Raw genomic sequence first — 13500 nt, forward strand, 5'->3', positions numbered from 1 at the left:
CGATGCGCTTGGCGCCGCCGGTGACGAGAACGGCCGGGCGCGGCGCGCTCATCGGCGGGCTCGCACAGGCCATCGCCGGTTTGCGCTGGGCCGTGTGGCGCGCGCCTGGGTTCGGCTGTTAACCCGATGGACGGGTTGGCTTTCCTGCAAATTCGTGCGACCGGGCATGGGCGCATTGGAGCATAGCCACGCGCGCGAGGGAAGGGGCAATGCGCCGCCGCGCGACGCGCCCGGCGCGGGGCAATGCGCGGGCCGCGCGAATGCGAAAACGGGGACAGGCCGTTGGCAGCTGTCCCCGTCTTGCGTTTGGTCGTTGTGGTGTGATCGGTCAGATCAACGGCACTGCAGGCTGCCCTTGTCGATCTCACGCCCGATCAGGCCGCCGAGTACGCCGCCGACGATCGTGCCCACGGTCTTGTCGCCGCGCCCGGCAACCTGATTGCCCGCGATCGCGCCGAGCCCGGCGCCGATGACGAGGCCGGTGGTGCCGTTGTCACGGCGGCAGTAGTACCGGCCGTCCTTGCCGCGCCACATGTCCGAGCGGCGTGCGATGCGCGGCGGGGTTACGTAGCGACCGCGCGAATCGTAGCGCGCGTGACCGTTGTTGCCGGGGCGGCGGCCGTTGTCGTGCTTGCCGCCCTGCTTGCCTTCATGCCGGCCATTGTCGTGACGGTCGTTGTCGTGACGGTCGTTGTCGTGATGACCATCCTGGTGCGAGGGCGGATCGGCAAGAACGCCGGTCGCCGAAAGGCTGACGGCAGCGCCTGCCAGAGCAAGAACCATCAGAGCGCGTTTCATTTTCGGGTATTCCTTTCGCGGGCACGACGTGAGCGAGGCGTACGCACGGCGGGTGCAATACGTGTACGATACGCGTGCAAGAAGTTTGCAAGAAGTGTGCAATAGTACCGCGACGCAGTGGACCATCGATCGGGCTCTTGGCAAGCGCCCCGTTGTAAATAATGGTACGGCACCGATCATGCGTGCCGAACCTGCGACAAAGTCCGCAGATTCCCCTTCCTGGGGCCAGCCTGTGGAGCTTGTGCAGGAGCCCTTGCCGGGACCCCTCGGGGCCTCGCAGGGGATGGCCTCCTGCCCGGCTGCCGGGCGCTTTGGCCTTGCGATTCAGCGCGCGGTCTGGCGCAGCGCGGGCGCCGTGATGGCGGCGGCCGGGTGCGGGCGCTCGTTCCACTTGCGCATCCAGGCGCACAGGTTCTCGAACGATTGCGGGCGGCTGATGCCATAGCCCTGGCCTGAGGGACAACCGAGCGAGACCAGCAGCGCGCGCACCGCATCGTCCTCGACTCCTTCGGCGACGAGATCGACCCCGAGGCTCTCGCACAGCACCACCAGCGAATTGATGAGCGACTGGTCGAAGGTGCTCTCGGTGCAACGCGAGACGAACGAGCGGTCGATCTTGATCTCGTCGATGGTGAATTCGCGCAAGTAGCCGAACGAGGTGAAACCCGCGCCGAAATCGTCGATCGAAAGGCGCACGCCCTGGCGGTGGAGCCGCTCGACCACGCGCCGGGCCTGCGCGGGATGAGCGATGAGCGCGGTCTCGGTGAGCTCGAGCACGACGCGTTCGGGCGGCACGGCGTGGCATTCGATCGCGGACAGCACGTTTTCCACGAAACTGGGCCGTTCGAGCATCCGGACCGAGACGTTGATCGAGATCGACGTGCCCGGCCAGTCGTCCTGAACCGAAGCGAACTGACCGAGCACGGTGTCGAGACAGAGCACGGTGAACGGTTCGATCAGTGGCGACTGTTCGACCACGCGGATGAGCTGCTCGGGCGAGACGTTGCCGCACCCGCCCGGCTGCCAGCGCACCAGGGCCTCGAAGCCGGTCACCACGCCGCTGCGCAAGTCGATCTTGGGTTGCCAGTGCCAGGTGATCGCGCGCGCCTCGATCGCGTCGGCAAGGTCGTCGAGCAGGCCCTTGCGGTCGAGCGCGTCGGCCTCTTCGGGCTCGCGGCTGCGGGCCAGGCAGGTTTTTGCGATTCCCGCCTTCGCCTCGTACATCGCGTTATCGGCGCTGGACAGCAGCGCGCTGGGGGTGAAGCCGAGCTGAGGGCACAGCGCGATGCCGATCGAGGCGCCGACATAGAGCACGCGGTTGTCATGCAGGACCGGCTGCTCGATCAGCTGGTTGATCTTGTCGCCCATGGCCATCGCCGCATCGACGGTGGCGATATTGTCGAGCAGGATCGCGAATTCGTCGCCGCCCAGCCGCGCCACGGTGTCGACTTCGCGCAAGTGTGCGCGCAGGCGCCGCCCCACCGTCTGGAGCACGACGTCGCCCGCGGCGTGGCCCAGGCTGTCGTTGATTTCCTTGAAGCGGTCGAGATCGACCATCAGCACCGCGAAGGAATCGCCGCTGCGCCGTGCGCGGGCACAGGCTTGCGAGAGCCGGTCGAAGAACAGCGTGCGGTTGGGCAGGTCGGTCAGCGGATCGTGCAGGCTGCGGTGGGTCAGCTCGGCTTCGGCCCGGCGCACCGCGCGCCGGTCGTGCCGCCAGGCCATGCCCTCCTGGATCGAGGCGGCGACTTTCTCGGTGGACAGCATACGCTTGGTGAGGAATTCGGTCATCCCCAGCTTGATCGAATCGGCCGCGATCTGCGCGCTGCCGTGGCCGGTCACCGCGATGATCGGGCAATCGGGGTCGAGCTCCTCGCGGATCGGCGGGAGCAGGTCGCGGCCATCGCCGTCGGACAGCCCGAAGTCGAGGAACACCATATCGAAGCGGCTATCGGGATCGCGGATCAGTTCGAGCGCCTCGCAGCGCGAGGTCGCCTCCTCCACTTCGATGTCCCAGGGGCAGCGCCGCAGCAGCCGCGACAGCTTCTCACGGTCGACGTCGTCGTCATCGACGATGAGGACATGGAGCGGACCTTGCGGCTCTTCGGGGGCACCAGCGTCCTCGATCGTGGGCTTTTCAAGCGTTTCGTCGGTCATATGCGCTCCCGCGGGAGTTTGTGGATATCGGTATACTTCTCGATGAATTCGGCGAGCCGGGCGAACTGCGGGCCGACCGCGGACTTGACCATGTAGCCTGCGACCTGTTCGTCGTAGGCGCGGGCCAGGTCCTGATCGCGCGAGGACGTGCTCAGGATGAACACCACCGAGCGCTTGAGCTCGGGATCGGCGCGCAGCGCGTGGAGGAACTGGAAGCCGTCCATCCCCGGCATGTTGAGGTCGAGCAGGATGATGAAGGGGGGCGTGATGGTCTTGTCGGGATGGGTGCCGCGCAGGATCGAGAGCGCCTCGCGCCCGTCGTTGGCGGCAAGCGTGCGGCACGGTACCGAATGCCGCTTGAAGGAGCGCAGCACACCCTCGATCGCCACGTCGTCGTCATCGACGATCAGCACGGTGCAGTCACGAAGGCGTGGGGCGCACTCAATCATTGTCGAATTCCCTGAGCAGGATGCGTGGCCAGTAGACATCGAAGCGCGCACCGCCCATTGGCCCTGGCGAGGTGACCGAAATCATCCCGCCGTTGGCGTTGATCATGCGGCGCGTGAAGGCCAGGCCCACGCCATCGCCTTCGACACGGGTCGAGCCGCGATGGAACAGCTTGAAGATGCGTTCCTCGTTTCCGGGGGGGATGCCCTGGCCGTCGTCCTCGACGGTGAAGACGGTGAAGCGGCCTTCCTCGCTCGCCCGGATCGAGATCCGGCCACTGTCGCTGCCATGGTGCTTGATGGCGTTGCTGATGAGGTTGCGCAGCGAGGCGCACAGCGGCGCGCGCGCGGCCTGCAGGGACATCGCCGCGACCTCGACCTCGATCGTGAAGCTGTCCGGCACGGTGACCAGCGAGAGCGCCTCGTCGATCAGGTCCTGCGGGTGCAGGGTTTCGAGCTGGGGGTCGCGCACGCCCACGCGTGCGTAATTGAGCAGGTCATCGATCATCTGCTCGGCGCGTTCGATGCGCACCGCGATACGATCGAAATTGCGCTCTACATCGGTGGGTAGTTCGGTATGGCTGAGGTCCTCGCGAATCCAGCTGACCAGATCGGCGATGCCGCGCAAGGGCGAGCGCAGGTCGTGGCTGGCGACATACGTGAATTCTTCGAGCTGCGCGTTGGTCTGCTGCATCGCGACTTCGGCGCGCTTGCGGTAGGAAATGTCGCTCACGATGGCCATGAACAGCGGCTGGCTCACGTTTTCGTGGCGGGTGAGGGCGATCTCGATCGGAAATTCCTGGCCCGAGCGGTGCAGTCCGGTAAGATCGCGTCCCGTGCCCATCATGCGCGACATCGGGGCTTCGGAATAGCTGCGCACGTGGCCCGCGTGCGCACCGCGGTAGCGCACGGGCAGCAGGATCTCGAGCGGCTGGCCGATCAGTTCCTCGCGCGTGTAGCCGAAGTCTGCGGCCAGCGTGCGGTTGGCCTTGACGATGCGCTGGCGGATGTCGACCACGAGCAGGCCGACGGGCAGCGTTTCGAAGATCTGGGCGAAGCGCTTTTCGGCGGTCAGCACGCGCATCAGGCTGCGCACGAAGAGAACCGCGTGGTCGGCGGGCGAATCGGGGCAGGGCGACAGCGTGATCTCGACCGGATGCTCGCTGCCCTCGTTGTTCAGCAGCACCATGCGCCGGGTCCATCCGATCCGCGCCTCGGGCGGGGCATCGAAATGGATCTCGATCATCTGGCGCAGTGTTTCGGCGTCCTTTTCGCCCAGCCAGACATAGATCAGGCTGTGCACCAGCGTTTCGGGCTCGGATTCGCTGAAAATCCCGGCTACCGCGGGGTTCGCGCCCAGGATGACGCCGCTGCGTTCGAGCAGCAGGGCCCCGATCGGCGCGTGGACCAGGGCTGCCGGAAACTGGGTACCGTACGAAATCGCAACCGTCACGCCCACTCCCTTTCGCGATGTCCAGACCGAGCCGGAGTGGCTGCGATCGAACGGCGTGGAAGCGGTGCCCCTCCTTACGGCACGGCCTCGTTGCCGGAACACCGATCAGAGTAGGAAGGACTGGTTTGCGGGTTGCCAAAGCGCGCCTAAGAGCTACCCCTTAGACGCGACAGGGGCCTGAATTCGGGGAATTTTAAAGGTCGACGAACTTGCCTGCGGCGCGATCCTTGCGCACCTTGAGCCCGTCGAACACGGTTCCGCTCATCGTGATCCACACGCCCGGCGCGGCCGACTGCGCGCAGGCGAAGGCCATGCCCAGGTTGAACAGGGCATCGCTGTCGGCAAACCGCGCGGGCGACAGCGCCCCGCACAGCACCACCGTCTTGCCCGCGATCGCGGCGACGGCCTTGGCGGTGTCGGTCATGGTGTCCGAGCCGTGGGTGATGACGATGCGCTTCTCGGGCGCGGTCTCGATCGTGCGCGCGATCAGCGCGCGGTCGTCGTCGGTCAGCTCAAGGCTGTCCTTGCGCAGCAGTTCGATGACGCGGAACGGGTGCGCGACGCGCGCCGTGGCGAGCAGCTTGGGGATGACGCTGTCGGCGATCTGGTATTCGCTCAGCGCGTCGAAGTACTGCTTGTCCACCGTGCCGCCGGTGGTGATGACGAGAATGGGTTCCTGGCTCATGACCGCGTGCGATCCATCATTTCGACCGTGCGCGCAAGAGGGCTGGAGCGCGACCGCCCGAAGCCACGGCCGAAACCATGACCCGAATCCACGCCCCGATCCCAGCCCGAAACTCCCGCCCGTAACCGATGCCGTCTAGTCGTCGGCGCGCGGGATAAGGCTGTCCCAGTCGATCAGGTTGATGAGGTTGTCGACGAAGGTCTCGCTCTCGTTGGGGCCGGGCTTTTCGGGGCGCAGCAGGATGTCGGAGCGAAAGCCGGTGAGCGCCGAGGTGGCGACCTGGGTCAGCATGTCGGCGTCGGCATCGCAGAAGCGTGTGGCGTAGAAAGCGCGAATGCCGCGGCGAACCTTGGCCGGGCCGCGCTGGTAGAACATCTCGTTGATTTCGGGAAAGCGGCTGCCCTCGCTCAGGACGAGACGGAACAGGCGGATCGAGGGTTCGCTCATCAGGCATTCCAGGAAGCGCAGGCACGCCCGGCGCATCGCGGGGAGCGAGAAGGTCTGGCTGGTCAGCACCTCGTCGATGTCGCTCGAGAAAGTGTCGACCAGATCGTCGATGACCGCAGCGAAGAGTTCTTCCTTCGAGCTGAAGTGCGACCACATGGTGGCTTTCGAGCAGCCCAGGCGGTCGGTCACCGCGCTCATGCTGGTGGCCGCATAGCCTTGATCAAGGAACGCGTCGCGTGCGGCTGCCACGATGGCGGCGCGCTTGCGTGCCTTGTTTAGCTCCCGTTTTCCGATGCATTCTTCCATATCTGAACTCAGTGGTACACTTTCTGGTTGACACTTGCAAGGGCTGCAACGATAAAAAGTGTACTGATGAGTACGATATTCCCCTCCCGAGTCGCAGCAAGCGCTGTCTTGGCTGCTTCCATTTCGCTGGCCGCCTGCGCGCCGGACCTTGGTCCGCGTGCCCAGGTCCGGCCTCCCGCGTCGTTCGAAAGTGCGACCACCATTCCGGCGTCCGCCTCCGATGCCCGCTGGCCCGAACAGCGCTGGTGGACCGCCTATGGCGATCCGCAGCTCGATGCCCTGGTCGACGAGGCGCTCAAGGGCTCGCCCGACCTCGCCAGCGCGGTCGCGCGGATCGAGCAGGCGCGCGGCGCGCTGCAGACCTCGCGCTCCGCGCTGCTGCCAACGCTCGGGGCCCAGGGCTCGGGCGAAGTCGCCAAGCAGAGCTACAACAACGGCACGCCGGCCTCGGCCCTGCCCAAGGGGTGGAAAGACTACGGCACGCTCGCGTTGTCGGGCAGCTGGAGCCTGGACATCTGGGGCAAGAACCGGGCGCTGCTCGCCGCGGCGACCTCGGCGACCCAGGCTGCGGTGGCCGAACTGCGCCAGTCGCAGCTGGTGCTGTCTTCCGAAGTGGTTTCCTCCTATTTCGATCTGGCGCGTCTGATCGAACGCCAGGCGATCCTCGAGGAAGCGCTCAAGACCCGCAGCGGCACCGCCGATCTCAACGCCAAGCGCTTTGCCCAGGGGCTCGACACCGAAAGCCCGTTGCGCCAGGCCAGGGCCGAAGTCGCGCGGGCCCGGCTGGACCTCGCGGCCAACGCCGAACAGATCGCGCTGCGCCGCCACGCGCTCGCAGCCCTGCTGGGTGCAGGCCCTGATCGCACCGCCACGCTCACCCCGCGCCCGATCGCCGCGATTGCCGAAACGCCCGTGCCGGCCAACGCCGGAATCGGGCTTGCCGGGCGCCGTCCCGACGTCGTCGCGGCGCGTGCGCTGGTCGAGGCGAGCGCCAAGGGCGAGGACTACGCACGCAAGTCGTTCCTGCCCGACATTTCGCTCAGTGGCCTGCTCGGCGTGACCTCGCTGGGTATCGCCAACCTGTTCGACAGCGGCTCGGACTACGGCAACGCCGGTGCGGCGATCAGCCTGCCGATCTTCCAGGGCGGCGCGCTTTCGGGCAAGTACCGCATGGCGCGTGGCGGCTACGACAGCATGGTCGCCAGCTACAACAGCACCGTGATCGACGCGCTGCAGGACGTGGCCGACGCCATTTCCAGCCGTACCTCCGCGGTCGCGCAGGAAGCCCACGCGCACGAGGCCGAGCAGGAAGCGCAAGCGGCCTACACGCTCGCCGACCAGCGCTACCAGGCGGGTCTCTCGACCTACCTCACCGTGCTCAGCACCCAGGATACCGAACTCGACGCGCGTCTCTCCGCGCTCGATGCCCATTTTGCAACGCTGGCCAGCGAAGTCGCGCTCACGCGCGCGCTCGGCGGCGGATACGCAGACGAAACCAAGGAAAAGGCCACCACCGATGAGTGACAACGCGCAAGGCAATGGCGCACAGACCGGGCACGGCGAAGGCTCGGGCAGCGTAATCGACAAGAGCAAGCGCAAGAACCTCCTGCTCGGCTTCGGCGCGGCGGTGGTCGCGCTCGGCGTGCTGTGGACCGGCTATGAAGTGTTCATCGCCAGCGGCTCGGTCGAGACCGACAACGCCTATGTCGCGGGCGACAATGCCGAAGTGACCCCGCTCACCTCGGGCCGCGTGGTCGAGGTGCTGGTCACCGACACCCAGCCGGTGCGCAAGGGCCAGCTGTTGTTCCGCATCGAGGACACCGACCAGAAGATCGCACTGTCGCAGGCCGAAGCCGAACTCGCCCAGGCCAAGCGCAAGTACGGCCAGTCGCTGGCGACCAACCGCGCCCTTGGGGCCGCGGCGGATGCCAACACGGCGCAGATCAACACCGCGAAGGCCAATGTGGCCTCGGCCAAGGCCAGCCTCGACAAGGCGCAGTCCGACTTCGATCGCCGCAACGCGCTCAAGGGCACGGGCGCGGTGTCGCGCGAGGAACTGACCGCCGCACGCGAAGCGCTGGCGACCGCCACGGCCTCCTACGCGCAGAGCCAGGCCAGTCTCGCCCAGGCGCAGGCGAGCGCGATCAGCGCCCGCCGCCAGGAACAGGCCTCGGTCGCGCTGACCGACGGCACCACGCTCGACACTGCGCCGGAAATCCAGCTCGCGCAGGCCAAGGTCGATGCCGCCAAGCTCGACCTCGAACGCACCGTGGTGCGCGCGCCGATCGACGGCGTGGTCTCCAAGCGCGCCATCCAGGTCGGCCAGAAGATCCAGAACGGCACCGCCGCGATGGTCATCGTGCCGGTCGATCAGCTTTACGTGAACGCCAACTTCAAGGAGAACCAGCTCGGCAAGGTCCGATCGGGCCAGAGCGCGACGCTGACCTCCGATTTCTACGGCGGCTCGGTCACCTACCACGGCAAGGTCGTGGGCTTCTCGGGCGGTACGGGCGCGGCGTTCTCGCTGATCCCGGCACAGAACGCGACCGGCAACTGGATCAAGGTGGTCCAGCGCCTCCCCGTGCGCATCGAGCTCGATCCCAAGGAACTCAAGGAACATCCGCTCCGTATCGGCCTGTCGATGGACGCCGAGATCGACCTGACGAGCTCCAAGTAATGGCGGGCGCATCCCCTGCGGTATCCGGCGGCGCAAGGCCCGCCGCCGGATCGGGGCCGGGCGAGGAGGGAACCTTCTCCGGCGCCAAGCTCGTGCTGACCGCCTTCGTGCTGTCGATGGCGAACTTCATCGTCGTGCTCGATATGACCATCGCCAACGTTTCGGTTCCGCACATCTCGGGGGGGCTTGCGGTCTCCACCGAGAGCGGGACCTGGGTGATTACCTCCTACGCGGTCGCCGAGGCGATCTGCGTGCCGTTGACCGGCTGGCTTGCGGGCCGGTTCGGGACGGTGCGCGTGTTCCTGGCCTCGATCGCCGGGTTCGGACTGTTTTCGGCGCTTTGCGGGATTTCCTCCTCGCTGGCGATGCTGATCGCGTTCCGTCTGGGCCAGGGCTTTTGCGGTGGTCCGCTGATGCCGCTGTCGCAGACGCTGCTGCTGCGCATCTTCCCCAAGGAATCGCATCCCAAGGCGATGGCGATGTGGGCGATGACGGTCGTCGTCGCGCCGATCGCGGGGCCGATCCTGGGCGGTTACATCTCGGACAACTGGGACTGGCGCTGGATCTTCCTGATCAACGTGCCGATCGTGGTGGGCGTGCTGGTGTCGCTGATCGTGCTGCTGCGCGGGATCGTTACCCCGCTGCGCAAGCTGCCGATCGACGTGGTGGGGCTGCTCCTGCTGGTCATCTGGGTCGGCGCGTTCCAGACCATGCTCGATCTTGGCCACGATCGCGACTGGTTCCACAACAGCCTGATCTGTACCCTGGCCGTGATCGCGGCGATCTTCTTCGTGATCTTCGTGATCTGGGAGCTGACCGATGACCACCCGATCGTCGACCTGGCGGTGTTCCGGCATCGTGGGTTCAGCGCCTCGACCTTTGCGCTGGCGCTGGCCTTCGCCACTTACTTCTCGGCGGTGGTCATCGTGCCGCAGTGGTTGCAGGCGGGCATGGGGTACACCGCGACCTGGGCGGGCATCGCCATGGCGCCGGCTGGTGTCCTGGCGCTGATCGCCTCGCCGATCGTGCCCAGGATCATGCAGAAGGTCGATCCGCGCGCGATCGTCTTTGCCGGTGTCTCCTGGCTGGCCTTCTGCGCGTACTTGCGCACGTACTGGTCGACCGATTCGACCTTGTGGGAGATCGCCTTCCCGCAACTGATCCAGGGCGTGGGCATGGCCTGCATGATCGTGCCGCTGACCTCGATCGGGCTGGCTTCGGTGGACCCGGAGGAAACCGCTTCGGCGGCGGGCATCACCAATTTCGGGCGAACCCTGGCCGGGGCCATCGGGACTTCGGTGGTGACCACGCTGTGGGCCGATCAGCAGCGACTCGACGGGGCCGATCTGGTTGCGAGCATGAACAACGTGGGCGGCACGATCAGCCAGCTCCAGCACCAGGGCATGCCGTTCGACGTGGCGCGCGGCGCGCTCAACCAGATCCTTTCGCTTCAGGCGCAGGCGCAGGCGACGGTTCACGTCTCCTACTATTCGACCGCGGCGCTGCTGCTGGCGGCTTTCGCGATCTGGCTGGCGCCGCGTCCCAAGCGTGGGATGAAGGCGGCTTCGGGCCACTGATCGAAGGAGAAATCAAGAGCTTCCGGCGCACGCGCCGGACAAAGGGCGGCACCGGTTCACGCGAACCCCAATCCCCCCACCTTCCGGGCCTTCGAGGCCAATCGCGTCCCCATCCCCCCCCCGCACTGACGCGAGCGGAAGAGCGTGGCCGGTGCCGTATCCCCTCTTGCGTCCCACCTGAAAACGGCCCGCGATCCACACCTGTCGGATCGCGGGCCGTTTTTCGTGCAACGCGGCAAGCGTGGGTTGGGCTGCGGGTTGGGCTGCGGGCTAGAGCGGTTTTCGATCAGATTGCATCGGATCTACCGCTCTAGCCTTTTGTTTTGACGCATTTTCTGAACCGTCATGTGATTCCACCTGACTGGAAAATGCTCTAGGCTGCGGGCTGGGCGCAGTTTGCCAGAATGTCGGCGGCGAGGTCTTCGAGCTTGAGCTCGGCGTCGACCGCCCCGGCTTCCACCGCGGCGGCAGGGGCCTGGGGCACGGTGGCGGTGCTGCGGTCCTGGGCCAGCGTGCGGCACCCCGCCGCCTGGAGCAGCTTGAGCCCCTTGGCGCCGTCCTCGCCCATGCCGGTGAGCACGGCGCCGATGGTGGGCATCCCCCCGCGCGAGAGCGAGCCGAACAGCAGCGTTGCGGAAGGGCGGAAGCCTTCGACCGGATCGCGCTCGACAAGGCGCAGCTTGGCGGGCATCCCCGGCTCGACGATGACATGCTTGGAGGGATCGTAGGCGATGTGGACGGTGCCGGGCTTGAGTTCGGCGCCATCGGCGGCGGCCTTGACCGAGCACGCGCAGTCCTTGTCGGCGCGGGCGATGAACATCTCGGCCAGCATCGGCTCGGTCTGGAGAATGATGACCGTGGGCGGGCAGGCCTTGGGGTAGTGGCCCAGCACTTCGGTCAGCGCGTCGACCCCGCCCATCGAGGTGCTGTAGGCCGCGATCTTGCCGCTGGCCGCATAGCCGCCGTCCTCATCGGCCTTGGCGGCCTTGGGACGGGGCTTTTCGCGCACGTTCGAATTGGCCGCGGCGAGGACGATCTTGCCCAGCTTGCCGACGGTCTTGGCGAACTGTTCGGGGGTCGCCTTGAGCGGCTTTGGAAAGCACTCGACCGCGCCCAGCTCGAACGCCTTCAACGAGGTTTCGGTGCCGCTCTGGGTCAGGCTGGAGAGCATGACGACGGGCAGCGGGCTGCCGCTGGTCATGATCTCCTCGAGAAATTCGATCCCGCTCATGCCGGGCATTTCGACGTCGAGAGTCACGACGTTGGGCTGGAGTTCGGCAATCTGTTCGCGAGCCTCGGCCGCATTGGCGGCAGTGCCGATGACGCGGACATTCTTCGATTGCTCGAGCACATCGCAAAACAGCGCGCGCATGGCGGCTGAATCATCGACGACCAGGACGCGGGCGTCATGCATGGATTGAGACCTCTCTAGTTGAACCGGGTGACGGAACCGTTTGGCGAGGCATAGCCCCGAGGGTGCGACGATTTCCCTTCGCCCGGCTACGCACAAGGCCTGAGTTTGCGGCAAACCGGGTGTTGGCACGCTGCCTCCTATCACCGTGAGCGTTGCCCGACCGGGGCTGGCTTTCGATCCGGTCGGGCACCAGCCGCTTTAGCAGCTTTTGAGGGGCCCCATGCCGCAAGACCACACTGACGTGCCTTTTGCCCGCCCGTTACGATACGGCGCGGCGCGCGCTGCGAACACGCTTCGGGCGCGCACGGTCCGGCGCGACCACGCATGAGAGGGGAATAAGGGCAATGAGCAGCGTTACCCTGCCGGTGCGGTGCGATCGCGCCGCGGCCGAAGCGATCTGGCCGGAACTCGTCGCCGCGGTCGGCAACGAGGCGACCCAGATCGACGCCAGCGGTGTCGAGCATGTCGGCCAGGCTGTCCTGCAACTTCTCGTCTCGGCGCGCCGCAGCGGGGGAGGGGCGCACATCCAGGCCTCGCCCGCGCTGCGTGAAGCGGCCCGTCTGACCGGCCTCGAGGCCGAACTGTTCGAAGAGAACGATCTATGAGCCCGGAAGAAATCCAGCAAATCTTCTTCGTCGAGTGCGAGGAATCGCTTGCCGCCGCCGAGGCGGGGCTGGCCGCCTGTCAGGCGGGCACGCAGGATTCGGACACCGTCAACGGCGTGTTCCGTGCGGTCCATTCGATCAAGGGCGGTGCGGGCGCTTTCGGCTTCACCGCGCTCCAGGCCTATACGCACACCTTCGAGACCCTGCTGTCCGACGTGCGCGAGGGGCTGGTGGCGATCGAGCATCCGCTGGTCGACCTGCTGCTGCGCGCGCTCGACACGCTGGCCGACCATGTGACCTGCGCGCGCGAAGGGGGTGACGAGCCCGACGATGCGGCGCTGATCGCCGAGATGGAAGGCGCGATGGCCGCCAACGCCGGGAAGGCCGCCGCCGAGCCCGCACCAGCCGAGCCGCCAGCCGAGACGGTGGCCCAGGACACGGGCTCGGATAGGGGCTCGGGCACGGAAGAGGAGGACGAAGGCTTCGGCATCGATCTCGATTCGCTGCTCGATGACCTTACCGCCGATTTCGCCCCGCCCCCGTCCGGCGAGGCCTCGGCCGAGGCCTCGTCGTGGAAGCTGCATCTGCGCCCGCGTGCGGGTGCCATGCGCAATGGCAGCGAGCCGTTGCTGATGCTGCGCGACGTGGTCGAACTGGGCGGAAGCTGCATCCACTGCGACGTCTCGCAGATCCCGCAGCTCGATGGCTTCGATGTCGCGCAGGGCTATCTGGGCTGGACTTTCGCCATGCCCGCCGATGTCGGCGAGGATACGGTTCGCGAGATTTTCGATTTCATCGGCGATGACTGCGCGCTGGCGATCGGCGAGGATGCCGAAATTCCCGAGGTGGAAGCCACCGAATCGCTTGCCCCGCCCGCCGTGGCCAGCGCACCCGAGCCTGAAGCACCCGCACCCGCCGCCGCCGCGCCGGACAGC

General features: G+C 66.7%; 12 protein-coding genes. 5 read left to right on the plus strand and 7 right to left on the minus strand.

Annotated features, from left to right (window positions below):
- Window positions 1–333: 333 nt before the first annotated feature.
- From MTR62_RS17250 to MTR62_RS17275, 6 genes are all read right to left on the minus strand, one after another.
- Complete coding sequence (locus MTR62_RS17250; protein WP_244023241.1) at window positions 334–798, minus strand: glycine zipper 2TM domain-containing protein; 465 nt, start codon at window positions 796–798, stop codon at window positions 334–336.
- Window positions 799–1122: 324 nt separating this feature from the next.
- Complete coding sequence (locus MTR62_RS17255; RefSeq protein WP_244023243.1) at window positions 1123–2955, minus strand: putative bifunctional diguanylate cyclase/phosphodiesterase; 1833 nt, start codon at window positions 2953–2955, stop codon at window positions 1123–1125.
- Window positions 2952–3404, minus strand: coding sequence for a response regulator (locus MTR62_RS17260; protein ID WP_244023245.1), 453 nt, complete (start codon window positions 3402–3404; stop codon window positions 2952–2954). Before MTR62_RS17260 ends, MTR62_RS17255 begins: the two co-directional genes overlap by 4 nt.
- Window positions 3397–4854, minus strand: coding sequence for a sensor histidine kinase (locus MTR62_RS17265; RefSeq protein ID WP_244023247.1), 1458 nt, complete (start codon window positions 4852–4854; stop codon window positions 3397–3399). The genes MTR62_RS17260 and MTR62_RS17265 overlap by 8 nt, the downstream gene beginning before the upstream one ends.
- Window positions 4855–5047: 193 nt before the next feature.
- On the minus strand, window positions 5048–5539 hold the full coding sequence (locus tag MTR62_RS17270) for an asparaginase domain-containing protein (RefSeq protein ID WP_244023249.1): 492 nt from the start codon (window positions 5537–5539) through the stop codon (window positions 5048–5050).
- Window positions 5540–5674: 135 nt separating this feature from the next.
- A complete protein-coding gene (locus tag MTR62_RS17275; protein ID WP_244023251.1) occupies window positions 5675–6235 on the minus strand; it encodes a TetR/AcrR family transcriptional regulator in 561 nt (186 codons plus the stop codon).
- A 165-nt stretch (window positions 6236–6400) separates the two neighbouring features.
- Here MTR62_RS17275 and MTR62_RS17280 point away from each other — a divergent pair, with 165 nt between their 5' ends.
- The 3 genes from MTR62_RS17280 to MTR62_RS17290 are packed head-to-tail and all read left to right on the plus strand — an operon-like array spanning window position 6401 to window position 10546.
- Window positions 6401–7816 (plus strand): efflux transporter outer membrane subunit, encoded by a 1416-nt coding sequence (locus tag MTR62_RS17280; protein ID WP_244023253.1) that lies wholly within the window; start codon window positions 6401–6403, stop codon window positions 7814–7816.
- Window positions 7809–8969: an HlyD family secretion protein gene (locus MTR62_RS17285; protein ID WP_244023255.1), complete on the plus strand. Its 1161-nt coding sequence runs from the start codon at window positions 7809–7811 to the stop codon at window positions 8967–8969. The genes MTR62_RS17280 and MTR62_RS17285 overlap by 8 nt, the downstream gene beginning before the upstream one ends.
- Entirely contained in the window at window positions 8969–10546 is a 1578-nt protein-coding gene (locus tag MTR62_RS17290; RefSeq protein WP_244023257.1) for a DHA2 family efflux MFS transporter permease subunit, read from the plus strand. The genes MTR62_RS17285 and MTR62_RS17290 overlap by 1 nt, the downstream gene beginning before the upstream one ends.
- A 373-nt stretch (window positions 10547–10919) precedes the next feature.
- Here the strand turns inward: MTR62_RS17290 and MTR62_RS17295 are convergent, their stop codons facing one another.
- Window positions 10920–11960, minus strand: a complete 1041-nt coding sequence (locus tag MTR62_RS17295) for a chemotaxis protein CheB (RefSeq protein ID WP_244023259.1) — start codon at window positions 11958–11960, stop codon at window positions 10920–10922.
- 344 nt (window positions 11961–12304) lie between these two features.
- On the opposite strand from MTR62_RS17295, the gene MTR62_RS17300 reads away from it, so the two are divergent.
- Together MTR62_RS17300 and MTR62_RS17305 are read left to right on the plus strand one after the other, a co-directional pair.
- The gene (locus tag MTR62_RS17300) at window positions 12305–12565 is read left to right on the plus strand and encodes an STAS domain-containing protein (protein WP_244023261.1); all 261 of its coding nucleotides are present in this window, start codon (window positions 12305–12307) and stop codon (window positions 12563–12565) included.
- Window positions 12562–13500, plus strand: a 939-nt coding sequence (locus tag MTR62_RS17305) for an Hpt domain-containing protein (protein WP_244023263.1), incomplete at its 3' end; no start/stop codon positions are given. The genes MTR62_RS17300 and MTR62_RS17305, both read left to right, overlap by 4 nt.

Origin of the sequence: Novosphingobium organovorum (assembly GCF_022832435.1) — a bacterium.
Lineage (GTDB): Bacteria > Pseudomonadota > Alphaproteobacteria > Sphingomonadales > Sphingomonadaceae > Novosphingobium > Novosphingobium organovorum.

Coding starts and splice junctions, on each gene's coding strand:
- MTR62_RS17300 (WP_244023261.1), top strand. CDS start 12,305: ATGAGCAGCGTTACCCTGCCGGTGCGGTGCGATCGCGCCGCGGCCGAA.
- MTR62_RS17255 (WP_244023243.1), bottom strand. CDS start 2,955: ATGACCGACGAAACGCTTGAAAAGCCCACGATCGAGGACGCTGGTGCC.
- MTR62_RS17290 (WP_244023257.1), top strand. CDS start 8,969: ATGGCGGGCGCATCCCCTGCGGTATCCGGCGGCGCAAGGCCCGCCGCC.
- MTR62_RS17270 (WP_244023249.1), bottom strand. CDS start 5,539: ATGAGCCAGGAACCCATTCTCGTCATCACCACCGGCGGCACGGTGGAC.
- MTR62_RS17285 (WP_244023255.1), top strand. CDS start 7,809: ATGAGTGACAACGCGCAAGGCAATGGCGCACAGACCGGGCACGGCGAA.
- MTR62_RS17250 (WP_244023241.1), bottom strand. CDS start 798: ATGAAACGCGCTCTGATGGTTCTTGCTCTGGCAGGCGCTGCCGTCAGC.
- MTR62_RS17295 (WP_244023259.1), bottom strand. CDS start 11,960: ATGCATGACGCCCGCGTCCTGGTCGTCGATGATTCAGCCGCCATGCGC.
- MTR62_RS17260 (WP_244023245.1), bottom strand. CDS start 3,404: ATGATTGAGTGCGCCCCACGCCTTCGTGACTGCACCGTGCTGATCGTC.